At 59.0% G+C, this 16,002-nt stretch carries 17 protein-coding genes; 3 read left to right on the top strand and 14 right to left on the bottom strand.

Annotated elements, in window-relative coordinates:
- Window positions 1-497: 497 nt before the first annotated feature.
- From merA to merT, 4 genes are read right to left on the bottom strand one after another with little or no spacing between them, the layout of a single operon-like run.
- Window positions 498-2,168, bottom strand: a complete 1,671-nt coding sequence (gene merA, locus F753_RS36810; protein ID WP_023445427.1) for a mercury(II) reductase — start codon at window positions 2,166-2,168, stop codon at window positions 498-500.
- Window positions 2,168-2,413, bottom strand: coding sequence for a mercury resistance system transport protein MerF (merF, locus tag F753_RS36805; protein ID WP_023445426.1), 246 nt, complete (start codon window positions 2,411-2,413; stop codon window positions 2,168-2,170). The genes merA and merF overlap by 1 nt, the downstream gene beginning before the upstream one ends.
- Before the next feature lie 2 nt (window positions 2,414-2,415).
- Window positions 2,416-2,694, bottom strand: a complete 279-nt coding sequence (gene merP / locus F753_RS36800; protein WP_023445425.1) for a mercury resistance system periplasmic binding protein MerP — start codon at window positions 2,692-2,694, stop codon at window positions 2,416-2,418.
- A 13-nt stretch (window positions 2,695-2,707) separates the two neighbouring features.
- Entirely contained in the window at window positions 2,708-3,058 is a 351-nt protein-coding gene (merT, locus tag F753_RS0124935) for a mercuric ion transporter MerT (RefSeq protein WP_021018607.1), read from the bottom strand.
- 71 nt (window positions 3,059-3,129) lie between these two features.
- On the opposite strand from merT, the gene merR reads away from it, so the two are divergent.
- From merR to F753_RS36785, 3 genes are all read left to right on the top strand, one after another.
- Complete coding sequence (merR, locus tag F753_RS36795; RefSeq protein WP_021018608.1) at window positions 3,130-3,549, top strand: mercury resistance transcriptional regulator MerR; 420 nt, start codon at window positions 3,130-3,132, stop codon at window positions 3,547-3,549.
- A gap of 301 nt (window positions 3,550-3,850) precedes the next feature.
- Window positions 3,851-4,801 carry an arsenic resistance protein gene (locus F753_RS36790; RefSeq protein WP_023445422.1) on the top strand — a complete coding sequence of 317 codons (951 nt, stop codon included), beginning with the start codon at window positions 3,851-3,853 and terminating at the stop codon, window positions 4,799-4,801.
- Window positions 4,802-4,825: 24 nt separating this feature from the next.
- Entirely contained in the window at window positions 4,826-5,239 is a 414-nt protein-coding gene (locus F753_RS36785) for an EamA family transporter (protein ID WP_245218650.1), read from the top strand.
- 319 nt (window positions 5,240-5,558) lie between these two features.
- On the opposite strand, the gene F753_RS36775 is transcribed toward F753_RS36785, so the two are convergent.
- The 10 genes from F753_RS36775 to F753_RS36730 all read right to left on the bottom strand — a co-directional run bounded on the left by F753_RS36775 (window position 5,559) and on the right by F753_RS36730 (window position 16,001).
- Window positions 5,559-5,918, bottom strand: coding sequence for a hypothetical protein (locus F753_RS36775; protein ID WP_023445419.1), 360 nt, complete (start codon window positions 5,916-5,918; stop codon window positions 5,559-5,561).
- 80 nt (window positions 5,919-5,998) lie between these two features.
- Complete coding sequence (locus tag F753_RS36770) at window positions 5,999-6,958, bottom strand: SdiA-regulated domain-containing protein (RefSeq protein ID WP_023445418.1); 960 nt, start codon at window positions 6,956-6,958, stop codon at window positions 5,999-6,001.
- 77 nt (window positions 6,959-7,035) lie between these two features.
- On the bottom strand, window positions 7,036-8,523 hold the full coding sequence (locus F753_RS36765) for an ArnT family glycosyltransferase (protein WP_051375871.1): 1,488 nt from the start codon (window positions 8,521-8,523) through the stop codon (window positions 7,036-7,038).
- Between the two features lie 80 nt (window positions 8,524-8,603).
- Window positions 8,604-9,344, bottom strand: a complete 741-nt coding sequence (locus F753_RS36760) for a glycosyltransferase family 2 protein (RefSeq protein ID WP_023445416.1) — start codon at window positions 9,342-9,344, stop codon at window positions 8,604-8,606.
- 91 nt (window positions 9,345-9,435) lie between these two features.
- On the bottom strand, window positions 9,436-10,134 hold the full coding sequence (locus tag F753_RS36755) for a TVP38/TMEM64 family protein (protein WP_023445415.1): 699 nt from the start codon (window positions 10,132-10,134) through the stop codon (window positions 9,436-9,438).
- A gap of 72 nt (window positions 10,135-10,206) precedes the next feature.
- The gene (locus tag F753_RS36750; RefSeq protein WP_023445414.1) at window positions 10,207-11,199 is read right to left on the bottom strand and encodes an NAD-dependent epimerase; all 993 of its coding nucleotides are present in this window, start codon (window positions 11,197-11,199) and stop codon (window positions 10,207-10,209) included.
- The gene (locus F753_RS36745; protein ID WP_023445413.1) at window positions 11,196-12,539 is read right to left on the bottom strand and encodes a UDP-glucose dehydrogenase family protein; all 1,344 of its coding nucleotides are present in this window, start codon (window positions 12,537-12,539) and stop codon (window positions 11,196-11,198) included. Before F753_RS36745 ends, F753_RS36750 begins: the two co-directional genes overlap by 4 nt.
- A gap of 183 nt (window positions 12,540-12,722) precedes the next feature.
- On the bottom strand, window positions 12,723-14,858 hold the full coding sequence (locus F753_RS36740) for an LTA synthase family protein (RefSeq protein WP_023445412.1): 2,136 nt from the start codon (window positions 14,856-14,858) through the stop codon (window positions 12,723-12,725).
- A 34-nt stretch (window positions 14,859-14,892) separates the two neighbouring features.
- Window positions 14,893-15,279, bottom strand: coding sequence for a diacylglycerol kinase (locus tag F753_RS36735; RefSeq protein WP_031297681.1), 387 nt, complete (start codon window positions 15,277-15,279; stop codon window positions 14,893-14,895).
- A gap of 5 nt (window positions 15,280-15,284) precedes the next feature.
- A complete protein-coding gene (locus F753_RS36730) occupies window positions 15,285-16,001 on the bottom strand; it encodes a lipopolysaccharide kinase InaA family protein (protein ID WP_023445411.1) in 717 nt (238 codons plus the stop codon).
- Window position 16,002: the final 1 nt, after the last annotated feature.

Raw genomic sequence — 16,002 nt, 5'->3', positions numbered from 1 at the left:
CTACACCCCCCCCGCCATATCCTTTGGTGGCCTTGCAGCTAAACCCGCCCTTGAATTGCATACTGGCTCCACGGCTCAACTTCCAGCTTCTCATTGACATCGGCCTACACCAGGAACGACGGTGCAACGTTGCGTGCAGCCCGCCACTATGCCTCGGCTTGTGAGATATCGGCCATTGGCAGCATGAAGTGCAGTCGGGCTCTTTGCCCGACGCTTACAGGCAGCTGGACAGCTCTAGGATGAGCTTTATAGGCCTTTATAGTTGATTATAGAGCGATTATAGAATCCTATTTTGGGTGCCCAATTCAGCCCACTTTTGGCCAGCATGCGATTAGCTGGGGTTAGATTTCCAAGAGATACCGCCCTGGCCCCTTCGGTCTGCGTCTCGGCGCTGCAAGCTGTGGTGATGCGAGTGTCCGCCCCCACCTCCTTGGCTGTTCCGATCTCACTGATGCAATAGCCTCGGCTCTCGTCTCCTGACACGGTGCAGTTTTCCCTTAACCCGCGCAGCAGGACAGTTGCTTCACGTCCTTGGTGAAGGTTTGCGCGGCGAGTTTCAGTCCCTCCACCATGGTCAGGTAGGGGAACAACTGGTCGGCCAGTTCCTGCACGGTCATCCGCGCGTGGATGGCGATGGCGGCAGTCTGGATGATCTCGCCCGCTTCCGGCGTCACCGCCTGCACGCCCAGCAGCCGGCCTGTACCGGCCTCGGCGACCAGCTTGATGAAGCCGCGGGTGTCGAAGTTGGCCAGCGCGCGGGGCACGTTGTCCAGGCTCAGCGTGCGACTGTCGGTTTCGAGGCCGGCGTGGTGCGCTTCCACCTCGCTGTAACCGACGGTGGCCACCTGCGGATCGGTGAACACCACGGCCGGCATTGCATCGAGATTGAGCGTCGCCTCGCCGCCAAGCATGTTGATCGCCGCGCGAGTGCCGGCCGCCGCCGCGACATAGACGAACTGCGGCTGGTTGGTGCAATCGCCGGCCGCATAGATATCGGGGGCGCTGCTGCGCATGCCGGAGTCGATCTGGATGGCGCCGTGTTCATCCAGTTGTACGCCGGCTGCTTCCAGGTTCATGCCTTGAGTGTTGGGCGTGCGGCCGGTGGCGACGAGCAGTCGGTCGACACGCAGTTCGCCGTGGTTGGTAGTCAGCACGAACTCGCCGTTGGCGTGGGCCACCTGGCTGGCTTGCGTCTGCTCCAACACTTCGATGTCCTCCAGGCGGAAGGCCGCCGTCAGCGCTTCGCCGATGGCCGGGTCTTCGCGGAAGAACAGCGTGTGGCGCGCCAGGATCGCAACCTGGCTACCCAAGCGGGCGAAGGCCTGGGCCAGCTCCAACGCTACCACCGAGGAGCCGATCACGGCTAAGCGTTTGGGAATGCTGTCGCTCACCAGCGCCTCGGTAGAGGACCAGTACGGCGTGCCACTGAGACCGGGAACCGGCGGAATGGCCGGGCTCGCGCCGGTGGCAACCAGGCAGCGGTCGAAGGCAACGATACGCTCGCCGCCCTCGGCCAGTTCCACGCTAAGTGTGCGGCCATCCCTGAAACGGGCGGTGCCGCGCAGCACAGTGATAGCTGGCGTGCTCTCCAAGATGTTTTCGTACTTGGCATGACGCAGTTCGTCCACGCGACCTTGTTGCTGGGCGAGCAGCCGTTCGCGCAGCACGCTCGGCGGCGTGGCGGGCAATCCAGCGTCGAACGGACTCTCGCGGCGCAGATGGGCCACATGCGCGGCGCGAATCATGATCTTCGACGGCACGCAGCCAACGTTGACGCAGGTGCCGCCGATGGTGCCGCGCTCGATCAGGGTAACGCGGGCACCGCCTTCCACTGCCTTGAGGGCGGCCGCCATGGCGGCGCCGCCGCTGCCGATGATGGCAACGTGCAGCGATTGCTCATCGCCGGTCTGCGTAGTTTCCCGACCCGGCCAGCCCGGCACCTGGTCGAATGGACCGGCAGAGCCGTCGGCGATCCGCGCGCGATAACCGAGTGCGGTGACCACCGCGATAAGCGGCTCCAAGTCCACATGGCCATCGGTCGCGATCGCTGCCAATCCCTGCGGATAGGACACGCTCGCCGAGCGCACACCAGCCACCTGCTCCAATGCCTGTTTGACGTGCTCCGTGCACGATCCGCAGGTCATACCCTCCACCTGGAGCTCGATCATCACTTTTCTCCCATCTTCGAATCGGCTGTGCAGCAGGCCTCGGCTTTACGCTTCTTGTGCAGGGCATAAAGGGTCAGCGCGATAAAGGCACCGAGCGCCGGAAACAGTACGTAGTCCAGGTAGCCGACCCAGGCGGATAGGCCAAATACCCCGAGCAGAATCACCAACACTGGCGTGAAACAACACAATGCCACCACTACCGATCCGCTCACGCCGATCTTCAACAGCGGTTTTGGGTTGCTCATGGTCACTCCTTGAGCGAAGCCGGGTAGCCCGCGTTTTCGCTGGCTTGGGTGAGAGCTTCGACACTGGTCTTGGCATCGTCGAAGGTGACGATGGCTTCGCGGTTCTCGAAACTCACCTCGGCCTTGGTCACGCCATCGACCTTGGTCAGCGCCTTCTTCACCGTGATCGGGCAGGCGGCGCAGGTCATGCCGGGCACCGCTAGGGTGACGGTCTGGGTGGCAGCCCAGATAGGCGTGGCGATGAGGGTAGCGAAGGCGAGGGATGCGAGCAGTCTTTTCATGGCTAGCTCCTGATCAGTAGAACAACGGAAGGATGTAAGGGAAGCCGAGTGCGACCAGCACCAAGGCCGCCACCAACCAGAACAGCAGCTTGTAGGTGGTGCGTACCTGCGGGATGGAACAGACCTCGCCTGATTTGCAGGCAGTTGCCGGGCGGAAGATCCGTCGCCAGGCGAAGAACAGCGCCACCAGTGCTGCACCGATGAAGAACGGTCGGTAAGGTTCCAGCACGGTCAGGTTACCGATCCACGCCCCGCTGAATCCCAGGGTGATCAGTACCAATGGCCCAAGACAGCAGGTCGAGGCGAGAATCGCCGCCAGCCCCCCGGCGACAAGAGGGGCGCGCCCGTTTGACGGTTCAGACATGCATTTCTCCTTTTGAGCATATGATCGATGGTTTAAGGTTACTTCCGTAGTCAAGTACGGGATCAAGCGCTATGGAGAACACTGTGGAAAGTCTGACCATCGGCGCCTTCGCCAAGGCGGCCGGGGTCAACGTGGAAACCATCCGTTTCTATCAGCGCAAGGGACTGTTGCCCGAACCGGACAAGCCTTACGGCAGCATTCGCCGTTACGGCGCGGCGGATGTCGCACGGGTGAGATTCGTGAAGTCCGCGCAGCGGCTGGGCTTTAGCCTCGAAGAAGTGGCCGGCCTGCTGCGACTGGACGACGGCACTCACTGCGACGAAGCGCGCGCGCTCGCCGAGCAGAAGCTTGAGGATGTGCGGGGAAAACTCGCGGATCTGCAGCGAATCGAATCAGTCTTGGCGCGACTGGTTCATGACTGTTGTGCGAGCCAAGGGACTGTTACCTGCCCGCTGATCGTTTCGCTGCATGGGGAAAGAGAACGGGCATGATGCGGTTGGAGGTAGTAGGGCTTACGTTGGTTTTTGGTTCCATTGCTCCCCAACCCCCAACCCCCAACCCGCATTCGGCGAACTTTTTCGAGCTGGCTGACTGGTAGTGCTCTACATCAAGACACCGATAGAGCTCGGCTTCGCCGGCAAGCTGTTCGATAACGTCTTAATTTTTCGGCGCCATGTAAACGACGGATGAAGCCAAGTCGGGCTCCAAAGTGGCCCGGTAAGCTGCACCGATTGATCGCCCGCATCGCCAACGACATTGGCTTAATCGCCTAGCATCGAAGAAGGACTCACAGTGGAACGCCTGACACTCGAACGCAACCAGGTCTGGCTGTACCTGGGTGGCATACTGGCCGGACTGGCCCTTGGCAATCTCGCTCCCGGAATGGGAAGTACTCTGGAATACATGTTGTGGCCGGCTCTGGTGGCGTTGCTCTACGCCACCTTCGTGCAGATGCCGCTGTTACATGTGCGTGAGGCGTTTCGCGACCATCGCTTTGTTGGCGCGGTGCTGCTGGGCAACTTCCTCCTCGTTCCCCTGCTGACCTGGGCCATGTTGCAGTGGCTGCCTCACGACCCAGCACTGCGCATGGGCGTGTTGCTGGTGTTGCTCGTGCCCTGCACGGACTGGTTCATTACCTTCAGCCAACTGGGTGGAGGCAATGTGCCCCGTGCTATTGCGGTCACGCCGATCAACCTGCTACTGCAGCTGGCATTGTTGCCGCTCTATCTGTGGTTGATGCTTGATCAGGGCGTCGCCTTAGAATTGCGGGTGATCGACCTCTGGCCAGCTCTGTTGGTCGTATTGATACCGCTTGTGTTAGCTGCATTGTCGGAGCGCTGGATCGAGGCCCGAGCGGGGCGCGATGTTTGGCGCGAGCGACTGGCCTGGTGGCCGGTGCCGCTGTTGACACTGGTGGTGTTCCTCATCGCCGGTGCCCAGGCTGAGGCGGTGCGAGCTGCGCTGAGAGAGTTGCTTATCGTCATCCCGGTGTTCGTGTTGTTCCTGCTGGCTGTGCCTTACATTGCCAAGCTACTGGCGCGGCTGATGGTGTTGCCCAGCGATCACGCCCGCACCCTGGCATTCAGCTTGGGTACACGCAATTCTTTTGTGGTCTTGCCATTCGCCCTGGCCCTGCCTGCGGGCTGGGAGGTTGCAGCCATGGTTATCGTCCTGCAGTCGGTAATCGAGCTGTTCGGTATGGTGTTCTATCTGTGGTGGATACCCCGCAGGCTGTTCAAATAGGACGCGCCGGTCATGGAAAAATGGGTGCTGTACGCCTTTATCTCGATGTTCTTCGCCGGATTCACGTCGGTGATCGCCAAGATGGGGCTCAATGGGATTTCCGGCGAGCTGGGGCTGACGATTCGTACGCTGTTCGTCTGCGCTTTCGTGCTGCTCTTCGCGGTTTGGGCAGTACCCGTACAGCAGCTCGCCGAGGTCAGTCAGCGCAACCTGCTGTGGCTTGGCCTCTCTGGCATCACCACGGCGCTGTCTTGGATCTTCTACTACAAGGCGTTGAAGTTGGGAGACGTAGCCACGGTGGCGCTGATCGACAAGGGCAGCGTCGTGGTAGCGATGCTGATGGCCTGGCTACTGCTGCGCGAAGTGATCACGCTGCGGATGCTGGCCGGTGCCGGGTTGATCGTGGCCGGGCTCTTGGTTATTGCCAAAAAGCCCTGACCAGTGACCCTAGGCCTCGTGCTGTTGAAAGGCAGCCGCCAGCGTGAGCTGTGCACGGGCCTCGATGATCTCGATCAGTTCGAAGTGCTTGGGGAACTCTCGTGAGCCAGCCACTAGGCACGAAGTGATGATCGAGGTGAACCGTGGTGCTTTGGCCTTCGGCCGCCGCGCAGAGCATGACGTTCAACTCTGAATCATCACCAGCCATCGCTGCTGGCACGAAGACGATGCCGTTGTCACTGATACCGAAAGATCGTCTCCATTCGGGGAATCGCTTCTGCTCAGGGTTTGAAACGGCAAACCAATGAATCTTATCCATTTATTCCTTCTCAAAAGGGAGCAGCGTGGAATACGGCAGCGAATCACCTTCGGCTGCGGCTAGTACCTGGTCCAGCACCGCCTCAGGGGCATCGAGAGCACCGAGAATCACATACAACTCGGATAACACGTTCATCCTATCCGCTCGATCGAAGCCGGCATCACCACCTACGGGCTCGGGATGATCGAATGCAGTGGCAACGGCATTCTCCTTGAGCAGATAACGCGCGCCGCAATCGCAGAGAAATGGTTGCTTGGCGTTGTAGAAACGATCCTGTGCTTCCCAACCATGCAGCCGCGGCTCCATGGGCTTGCCACACTTGGGGCAATAGGCAGGTTGCACATCGATAAGGTAAAGCATGCTTGAGTTCCTTTCCTGGCGGACCGCTCCGTGTGTGGAGGGCCACCCGCAAAGGCAATCCGAGGGCAGCCCATAGCAACTTAATCCTTCTTGAAGCGATAGAAAAGATTGGGCTCGCTGACCACATAGAGGAGTCCTTCGTCGTCCATGGTCAAGCCTTCGGGTTGGCCTGCGCTTTTCTTCAAGTCGCTAAAGCGGCCGAGCAGAGTACGGAAGCTGACCCCATCGCCGTTCTCGCTGAGTTCAATCACCAACTTCGACTCGTCGCTGAGCACCAAAAGATGTCCGGTTCGTTCGTCGAAGTGCAGGTCGGAGATGTCCCGGGCGAATACGCTGCGATCGATCCAGCCACTAAGATCTTCCACCTTGAGCTGGAGCTTGGCGTTGAGGCTCGCTTTAGCGCCACTGACGACATAGAGCTTGCGAGGGTCGCGTTCCTTTGCGACGAAGATGCGGTCATGAATGGCGTCGTAGGTTACGCCTTCGAATCCTTTGTTGTGAGCGCTGGACGTAAGAGGCAGGGCCAGAGTCTGGGCGTCTAGCTTGTCGACTACCTGGCCAGGTTGCTCGGGCAGGCGGAAGAACACCAATTGCTGTTGGAGTTCGTCAGCCACCACCACCAGACCGTCGCCCATGTAGGCCAGACCTTCTACGTCCTCGAAGCCATTCAGTGGGTACTGTGCCGTGAGACTTCCTTCGCGGTCCAACTCCACCAGCATGATCGGCGGGGCATTGGTCACTGCCAGTAGACGTTTGCGGTCTGGAGCGTAGTCGATGGCAGACAAGTCGTCGCTAATACCTATTACCGGTCGCGCCTCGACCTCTACCTTATAATCCGGTAGCCAAATGCTGCGCCCCTTCCATTGATCGGCAGTCAGGCGGCTGGTGACATAGAACCAGGCGCGGTCATGCCAATGGAAACTGTTGGAGGCTATGGCGGCCAGCAACAGGATCAAGAGGCCCAGACTGAACAAACCAAGCGAGTGCAGTTCGCGTCTCGGCTTGAGCTTGCCTTTGTTGTGTTCAACAGCACTGTTCATGGCGTTTTTCCTGTAGTACGGGCGACCGCTGGCTGGGTGCCCTCCAAGGGAGGGGCCGCAAGTTCGTTCACGGGCCATCAATCGAGTGGCTGCTTCCAGGCGAAGCGATAAGGTGGTTGTTCGGCGAATGTCGCGTCGTGGCACTGGCCGTTGTCGGCATCCACCTGTACCAAGTACCAATCCTCTTCGTCCCCATCGCCGACGCGCTTCGCCTTCTCTGGCATGAAGCAGCGCGTCAATTCTGAGGCGCGGACCATTGCGAAAGTGTCGGGATGTCGACGTATCCATTCGGCGGCTTTGTCGACCTGATTCGGTGCTACCACGCCGAAGTGCACCAATGGTTGACGGGAGTACAACCAGTGGCCTTCGCGCCAGTTGGTCAGTATCAGCTCGGCGCTGTGGGTTGCCTTAGCCACGCTTGCCATCAAGGTTTGGCGTGGATTGATGCCTTCTTTGATAGGTTCAATGAAGCCGCGGGCAAACCACGCGAAGAACCAGAATAGGGTCAGGCCAATGAAGATCTTTCGGCCTCGCGGGCGCTGGGCGAACCAACGGCGTAGCAACCAGGGCACCAAAGGCGCCATGATCAGCACAAGACCGGGGATGGCCGGGTAGATGTAGAGCTTGCGCTTGCCGCTGCTGAGGCTGAAGAAGATCAGCACGAGGACGACCCAACCGAGCAGCACCAAGTAGCGGCCATCCTTTTTGGCCAGCTGGCGGCGCCAAGCCGGCGCCATCCAGGGCAGGGCCAGTATCAGGGGCAGCCAGTTCTTGGGAATCACGTTTGTGAAGAAAAACCAGAACGGCTCGCGGTGGTGCCAGGCATCGGCATAGCGCTTCGCCGTTTGTTTTAGGAGGATTTCACCCAGATAGGCCCGACTCGCTTCATCGCCCGATACCGTGATCTTGATGATCACTGGCAGTAGCCAAGTACAGATGGCCGCCAATGCAACAAGCAGTCCCAGTGCCCAGGCCCAGGTTTCATTCGGCATGCGTACGACGTGATTCCACTCGCGGCGAGCTGCGTAGGCGTAGGGAATCAGCATCAGCGCAGGTAGGAAGCCGACGCCTTTGCTGATGACGCCGAACCCCATGGCCGCGCACGCGAGATAGAACCAGCGCCAGTCTGGGCCTAGCAGCAAGTGACGGACCATGCCGTAGAAGCCGATGGCGATCCACAGCAGCAGGAATCCATCGATCTGCCCCGCGCGGAGGATGCTGTAGGTTTGATAGGTGGCGAGAAACAGCAGGCCTGCGATCATGCCGATATGACGATTCCAAAGGCGTGAGCCGAGGTCGTGCAGGCAGGCCGTTGTTATCACACCGGCCAGCAGTGCCGGTAGGAACAGGGCGATCGTAGGGGCGATGCCGAGCTTGATCAGACCGCCGACGGCCCACATGAACAGCGGTGGCTTGTCCGGATAGATTTCGCCGGCGCGGTGGGGGATCAGCCAGCCGCCACTCTGGAGCATTTCCCAAGCTACCCCGAGGAAGCGCTCCTCGTCCACGTTTGATGGCTGGCGCAGGCCGAGCCCTGCACTAAGCATGACTGCGGCCAGCAACATCAGAAACAGCAGCGCGGAGCTTCGAGAGCTAACCAGGCGCAAGTAGACGCTCTTGGTCAGGAGGGCGAGGTGACCCATGCCTAGATCTCCAGTTCACGCGGGCTGGCGTTGAAACGCGTGCGTCGGATCAGCCACCAGACGCCGAACAGATCGAGAATGCCCACCAGTGCGCGGTCCAAATTGCCGTACTTTGACACCCCGGCACTGCGCGGGCGGTGGTTGACCGGGTGGACCCGCATGCCGCCCTGGTGGCGCTGAATCAGCGCCGGGATAAAACGGTGCATGTGGTCGAAGTAAGGCAGGCGGAGAAAGGCTTCGCGCTCGATCAGCTTCAGCCCGCAGCCGGTGTCCGGAGTGTTGTCCTTGAGCAGATAGCTGCGCAGGCGATTGGCAAAGCGCGAGGCCCAGCGCTTGCTGGCGGTGTCGCGGCGATTGACCCGGTGGCCGGCGATCAGCTTGAGGTTCTGTGACGCGTCCGCTGTGCGGACGATGGCCAGCATGCCTGGGATATCCGCCGGGTCGTTCTGCCCGTCGCCGTCCAGCGTGGCCAGCCAAGTGCCTTGTGCGGCCTGAGCCGCATGGTAGATCGAGGTGCTCTGGCCGAGTGAGCGATCCTGACTGAGGATGCGTAGCTGCGCGTAGCCGTCGCGCTTGAGGGCAAGCAGTTGCGCGGCGGTGCTGTCAGTGCTGCCATCATCGACCACGATCACCTCGAAGTTCTCGCCGGCCAATGCCAGGCGAATTTCCTCGAGCAAGGCAGGCAGGTTTTCGGCTTCATTTTTGGCCGGAATCAGTACGGAGAGTTCGGGCTTGGTCAGCATGCTAGGTCCATGGGGTGCGTTCATTCGAGTCATTCGTGCCGGTCAAGAAACAAGACCACTGGGGAAGTGAGAGGTCAGGCCTCCAGCGGGTTCAAGATTGCTCCACCTCACCGAGAGCGGCATCGATCCGGTCGTCGAAGCTGAGGCCGTGGCGATGACGATGGTACAGGTAGGCGCCGAGCATGCCGGACGCCAGGAACAGCAGGGAAGCAGCCCCGATGCGCAACGTCGGTGCGACATTGATGCCACTACCGACGAGAGCGAAGACCAACGTCTGGGGCAGGTAGCCGACGAAGCTGGCGGCGAGGAAAGGCAGCATACGGGCGCTGGAAACCCCGGCGACAAGGTTGGTCAGGATGTTGCTCCCGATGGGTAGCAAGCGAATCAACAGGGTCATCGAGAACGGGTGCTCGTGAACGAAGCGATCGAAGCGTGCGGCGCGCCTGCCAAGGCGGTCGCGCAGCAGGCGCCTGCCGAACAGCCGGGCATAGAGGAATGTAACCAGGCACCCCAGCAGTGCCGCCAGTGTGCCGAGCAGGGTGCCGGTCAGCAGGCCAAAGGCATACCCGGCGAGGAAGGCGATGATCTGGCGCGGCAGCCCCAGAGCGGTGAACAACATGCCCATGGCCAGAAATAGCAGCGTACCCTCCAGGCCGTGGCCGCGGATGTGGGCATCGACCCAGGCTTCGTTGATGGCGTTGCCGAGGTCGCTGCTATCGAACAGGTAGCCGAGTAACGCCAGACTGAGGATAAGCACCAGGCCCTTGATGAGCACGCGCGGGTTTAGCATCGACGTGCTCCTGCGCCACTCGTTGCCAGCATAGGCTGTTCGCTTGAAATCACTGCTCGACTGCGCATCGCGTCAGACTCCATAAAAGTCGCAGTACCAGTCGACAAAGCGCGTCACACCTTCCTGCAGCGGTGTCTCGGGGCGGAAGCCTGTCCGCTGGGCCAACGCACTGGTGTCGGCCCAGGTTTGCGGTACATCCCCGGGTTGCATGGGCTGCATGTGTTTTATCGCCTGGACACCGGTGGCCGCCTCGATACAACCGACGAAGTCGAGCAGACGTACCGGCGAACCCAGACCGATATTGAACAGGCGCGCCGGGGCGCCCTGGCGGGCCTGTTCCGACTCGTCGGCATAGGGCGGCGGACAGCCCTGGATGCGGACGATGCCTTCGACGACATCGTCGATGTAGGTGAAGTCCCGCGACATGTCGCCATTGTTGTAGATGTCAATAGGCTGGCTGTCGAGGATCGCCTTGGTGAACTTGAAGGGCGCCATGTCAGGCCGCCCCCACGGACCATATACGGTGAAGAAACGCAGGCCGGTAGTGGGGATGCGGTAGAGGTGGGCATAGGTATGGGCCATTAGCTCGTTGGCGCGTTTGGTCGCGGCGTAGAGCGATATCGGGCAGTCGACGGCGTCATCGATGGCAAAGGGCACCTTGCTGTTCATGCCATAGACCGAGCTGCTGGAGGCGTAGACCAAATGACTCACAGCGTTGTGCCGACAGCCTTCCAGAATGTTGACGAAGCCGCTCAGATTGGCATCGGCATAGACGTGGGGGTTCTCCAGCGAATAGCGCACCCCGGCCTGCGCCGCCAGGTGGATCACACGCTCGAACTGGTGCTTCTGGAACAGCACCTGCATGCCGTCACGGTCGGCGATATCTTGCTGAATGAATGAAAAGTTGGGCATTCCAGTCAACTGCGATAGCCGTGCCTGTTTGAGCTCGACGCTGTAGTAGTCGTTCAGATTGTCGATGCCCAAGACCTGGTGTCCGGCCTGGCACAGACGCATGGCGGTATGAAAACCGATGAAGCCCGCTGCACCAGTAACGAGAAACTTCATGCCTGCACCATTCCACTGACCGCGCGGCCGATGGAGTAGTAGGTCAGGTCTTCGCGCACCAACTGTTCAGGTTCGAAGATATTGCGCCCATCGAACACCACCCGATTGACCAGGCGTTGGCGGATCAGTCCGAAGTCGGCGACGCGAAAATTCAGCCATTCGGTGATGATCACCAGGGCGTGCGCCCCCTCAAGGGCCTCCTCTTTGGAGTCGGCCAAGTACAGGCCGGGATGCTCTCCATAGATGCGCCGGGCTTCGTGCATTGCCTCAGGGTCGAAGGCGCGAACGCGCGCACCCGCTGCCCAGAGGGACTCCAGCAGGACGCGACTGGGAGCCTCGCGCATATCGTCGGTGTTCGGCTTGAAAGACAGGCCCCAGACGGCGAAGGTCTTGCCACTGATATCGTCGTTGTAGTGACGACGGATGTTGTCGAAGAGTTTCTGCTTCTGGCGCTGGTTGACCGACTCCACGGCCTCCAGCAGCAGCGGTTGGTAGCCGGCCTCCCCCGCAATGCGCTGCAGCGCCTGAATGTCCTTCGGGAAGCAGGAGCCTCCGTAGCCACAGCCGGCATAGATGAAGTCATAACCGATGCGCGAGTCGGAGCCTATGCCCTTGCGCACCATCTCAATATCTGCGCCCAGGCGCTCGGCGAGATTGGCCATTTCGTTGATAAAGGAAATCTTGGTGGCGAGCATGCAGTTGGCCGCGTACTTGGTCAGCTCGGCGCTGCGGCTGTCCATGACGATCAATTTTTCATGATTGCGACTGAACGGCTTGTAGATTTCGCGGAAGAGCTCGATGTTCTGCTCGCCATCGATGCCGATGATGATGCGCTCGGGGCGCATGCAGTCATCAACCGCCGAGCCTTCTTTGAGGAATTCGGGGTTGGAGACCACCTGTACACCCAGGTCGCGCCCCTGCTTGCTCAGAGCCGACTGGATGCGCGCTTGAATACGCTGGGCAGTCCCCACAGGCGAGGTGGATTTGTTGATCACCACCTTGGACTCACGGGAGTACTCGGCGATCGTATGGGCCACGGCGAAAACGTATTGCATGTCAGCGCTGCCGTCTTCGTCAGGTGGAGTACCAACGGCGATGAAAATCACTTTGGAAAAGCCCACGGCTTCTGTTGCATCGGTGGTGAAGCTCAGGCGACCCGCTGAGAGATTGCTTAGGAGTAAGGCTTCAAGACCAGGCTCATAGATCGGTGACAAGCCCTGGTTGAGCTGGGCGATACGGCGCTCGTCGATGTCGATGCAGCATACTGTGTGACCTACTTCAGCCAGGCATGCCGCCTGGGTCAGACCGACGTAACCAGTTCCGAAAATAGTGATCTTCATGCAATGCCTGTGTGTTTTTTCCAAATACGTCGTTCCGCTTGGTGGTCCTGAGCCGTTCCACCAGCCAGTTTTCAAGCACCAAGACAGCCTAGCAATACAAATGTGAAAAATTTGTGCTCCCGCATTTAGGCGGGTGAAATACTACGGAATAAGGTTGCGCTGAGAGTGCAGGAAATTTGAGATTCAATTTTCCTGCAGATTCTTTTCGACCACGGACAGAGCGCTTATGGAAGCGTCAGGCTTATTCGAAATCCTATCCTCAACCCCTGTCGTATTACTGAGCAGACTGTTGGTTGCGGTCTGTAGGTAGGCCTGTAGTTGCATACCCAAACGGTCATCCCGCTCTGTAGTAGGCGTCAGGGCACCTTGCGGATGCGGGCCCAAAGTGTATTGATAGCTGCGTGGAGGCATGTCCTTAGGCAATACCAGCATACGTTCGTCACTGATCATGGCTACTGTCTGGTCACTGCCCGAGGGTTTCACAATGGCAAAGCCACTGTCGCCATCTGGCAAGCTCAACAAGTCGCGCCCCCAGCACTGGTGGCGCACAGGCTCTCCAAGCCGGCCCATGATGGTTGGGACGATATCAACCTGACTGCCGACGACATCCTGGGTCTTACCAAAGGCGTCTTGGACGCCCGGCGCGATCAACAGCATGGGGACATGAAATCGGTACAGATCCATCTCGGTTAACTGCTCTTGAGCACCAAAGCCATGGTCACCCACGACCACGAATAGGGTGTCTTTGAAATAAGGCGCTTTACGAGCCTTTTCAAAAAATCGTCCCAGAGCCCAGTCAGAATAACGCATAGCTGTCAGGTGCTGATCAAGCGAACCTTGCCCTGTCACGGGCTCAACAGGCAACACACCTGGAAGCGCGTAAGGCGTATGGTTTGAAAGCGTTTGCAGGAGTGCATAGAAGGGTTTCTTCGGGTCTTGCTTGAACAGTTCTTCTGCAGCGCGATCAAACATATCCTGGTCAGCCACTCCCCATGTCGGGTCAGATACCACGGGGTCAACAAAGTCATTACGACCGATAAACCGTGTCATGCCCTGGTTGCTGAAAAAGCCACGTTGGTTATCCCAGGCAAAATCGCCGTTGTAGACATACAGATCGTCGAAGTCGCGAGTGCTAAGCAACTGAGCCAGACCGGAGAATTGGTGGCCTCCTTCCGGAGTCTGCATCAAGTACTCGAAACCGGGTAAATTTGGGAAACAGGCCATGCTGGCAAACATGCCTTGATGGGTATGGGTGCCATTAGCGAAGAAGCGGCGAAACAGCACACCCTCCTGAGCCAGTCGGTCGAAGTTCGGTGTGATGCCAGCTTCGCTGCCGAGCGCGCCAACAAAGTGCCCAGCAAAACTCTCCATCAGAATCACTACGACATTGCGGATCGGCAGGCGCCTGTCTTGTGGGGGCTGGAAATCGCGGCGGATCGCTGCTGTGTTCTGGTCTGCTAGGCGGTCGTGTTCGGTGAATAAGAGATCGCGTGTCAGGGTCGTCGCTTGATCTGCGGGCATGCGGCTCTTCCAAACCTTGTCGGCGCGATCACCTGAGTAGTGGTTCTTGGCCGCGGCATAAAGGCTCAAGGTGCCATTGAGGCCTAGGTGGTTGGCAAACATTGAGTCTGTGGTAAATGCATCCCCCCAGCGTAGTGGCGGCCCTTGCCGCAAAGTACCTCGCGCCACAACGACCGATATAGCCAGACAAAGCAGCAGCGCCATACCATGACCGAGCTTATTCATTGTTCGGCGCGACTCGACGGTTGAGCGGCCCTTGCCACGAGTGCGTATATCCAGCCAACCCAGCAGTACGAAAAAGAGAGCGCTCAACGCCAGCCAGGCACCCAGTAGGCGCAGCACTGGAAAGCCATACCAGAGCATGCTCAGCACAGTTGCCGGGTCTTCTTGCAAATATTGAAAGACCAATGCGTTGAGACGCTGATGAAACTCTCGATAGAAGTTCAGTTCAATCATGCCGAGCAGGATAGCTACCGCTGCGCAAGTCCCCAGCCAAATGCGTTGCCATGTCCGGCAGACCATTGCCGGGCGATATGCCAATGCCAGGGTCAGTGGTGCGCAGATATAGACCACTAAGCGCAAGTCGAAACGCAGGCCATTAAAAAACGCTTCTGCCAGGCTGGTCCACGCGGTAGCTCCAATCAGCTCTCGGTTGAAAAGTAATAGGGCCACGCGTAACAGGGTCAGCAAAGCTACTAACAGCGCTGCACTGCCAAAAAGGAAGGCCAGGTGTTCGCTAAGGCCAAGTTTTTCTTTCGCATTGGAGGCATCAGCGGACGCTGGTATGCGGGGAGGCATAATGGGTAGCCTTTTATAATTTAAGAATGGGGAGCTATAACAGGATCAAACCCCAAGTAAGGGCAATCAGTATCAGTGCAATGAGTTGCGCCGCACTTCCCATATCCTTGGCTTGTTTAGACAGTGGGTGGATGCTCAGGGAAATACGGTCAACAGTGCTCTCTATGGCTGAGTTGAGTAGCTCCACTATCAACGCCAGCATCGGCACGAGTATCAGTAACACGCGCTCACTGGGCGTTGCATCCACCAGACAAGCCAGCGGCAGAAGCACTGCATTTAATAACAGCAGCTGCCTGAAAGCGGCTTCGCCTTGAAACGCTGCCCGCAAGCCTGCCAGCGAGTATCTAGTGGCATAAATAATGCGGGTAAAGCCACTGCGGCCTTTCAACGAGAGGGCATCCAATTCGTCGCTCTGTGGCATGTTGCTCATGGCTGCAACACTCCAGCAGGGTCGTTCAGCGCTTGCTGATAGGCCTGGTGGATAAACAACAGATCAGTTTCAGGCATGTTTCCACGGTGCCGCCCTAACTGGCCTAGGTCACGGCGAGCAGCGTCTTTGATTCGTAGACGTCGGCGGCTTTTTTCGAGATCGAGCAAGGCTATTTCGACCGTCACCGTGCCGCCTTCGTTAACCTGGGATTTGACGAAGATATGCTTGGGATAACAGCAACCATGCTGCCAGCCCGCCAAATGCAAGCGTGCTAGGGTTGCTGCGAGTTGTATCAGTGCAGCCTTCGTAAGCTCGGCACTATTCTCAACAGCGTACCACTGCTCTAGGCTGACAAAGCCTTGCAGGGCTTCAGTCACCAGCAGCGCCTGCCAGGCACCATGCTGCTGTCGTGCAGTGCAGTAAACGACGTTAGGTGTCTTGATGCCCAGGCGGGCAAAAGCGCGATAGGCCTGCAGTTCTCGCAAGATGGTCGGGCGACCAAACGGATGCAACAAAGTTCGGTAGGTATGCCCAACCTGGCGCTTACAGTACAAGGGTGGCCGCGTTAAATCGCGCTGCTGCAACAACTGAACGCCACTTTCGTCACCACGTCGCTTGTTGGCCGGTTCAACCCAGATACCGGAGCTATTCCACCAGCGATCAAATTCTGTAGTGATGAGCTGCGGCGATGCTTTTTCGGTCATTACGCCCATG

It is taken from the genome of Stutzerimonas chloritidismutans AW-1, assembly GCF_000495915.1.
Taxonomy (GTDB): domain Bacteria; phylum Pseudomonadota; class Gammaproteobacteria; order Pseudomonadales; family Pseudomonadaceae; genus Stutzerimonas; species Stutzerimonas chloritidismutans.
Note: the sequence above shows the minus strand (reverse complement) of the source record. Positions and strands in the feature narration are given on the sequence as shown.